Below are 240 nucleotides of genomic sequence, written 5' to 3'. Positions count from 1 at the left end.
GGGCTCGGCGGCGCAGCATTCAGCTCCATGACAGCCCCGACCTGGAACGACCTCCCATGCCACCCCACCCGCTGGTGGGGCCTGCCCGTGTTGATGGCGATGCGCCGCGACTACCTCGCCGTCCTCTCTGCACAGCGCCCGCTCGGCGACCTGGTGGCACAGACCATCCTGGGCGAGCGCGGCGTGGACGTGTGCGACCCCGACCTGCTGCGCGCCATCATGGTGGACCACGCCGACGCG

1 pseudogene is annotated in these 240 nt (G+C 71.7%); it reads left to right on the top strand.

The window, feature by feature from the left end:
• Window positions 1-27: 27 nt before the first annotated feature.
• A pseudogene (locus AC0IZJ_RS28710) lies at window positions 28-240 on the top strand (hypothetical protein); the annotation flags it as partial.

The organism is Roseateles sp. AC306 (assembly GCF_979253795.1).
The sequence above is the reverse complement of the archived record's forward strand: the minus strand, read 5'-3'. Positions and strand labels throughout refer to the sequence as shown.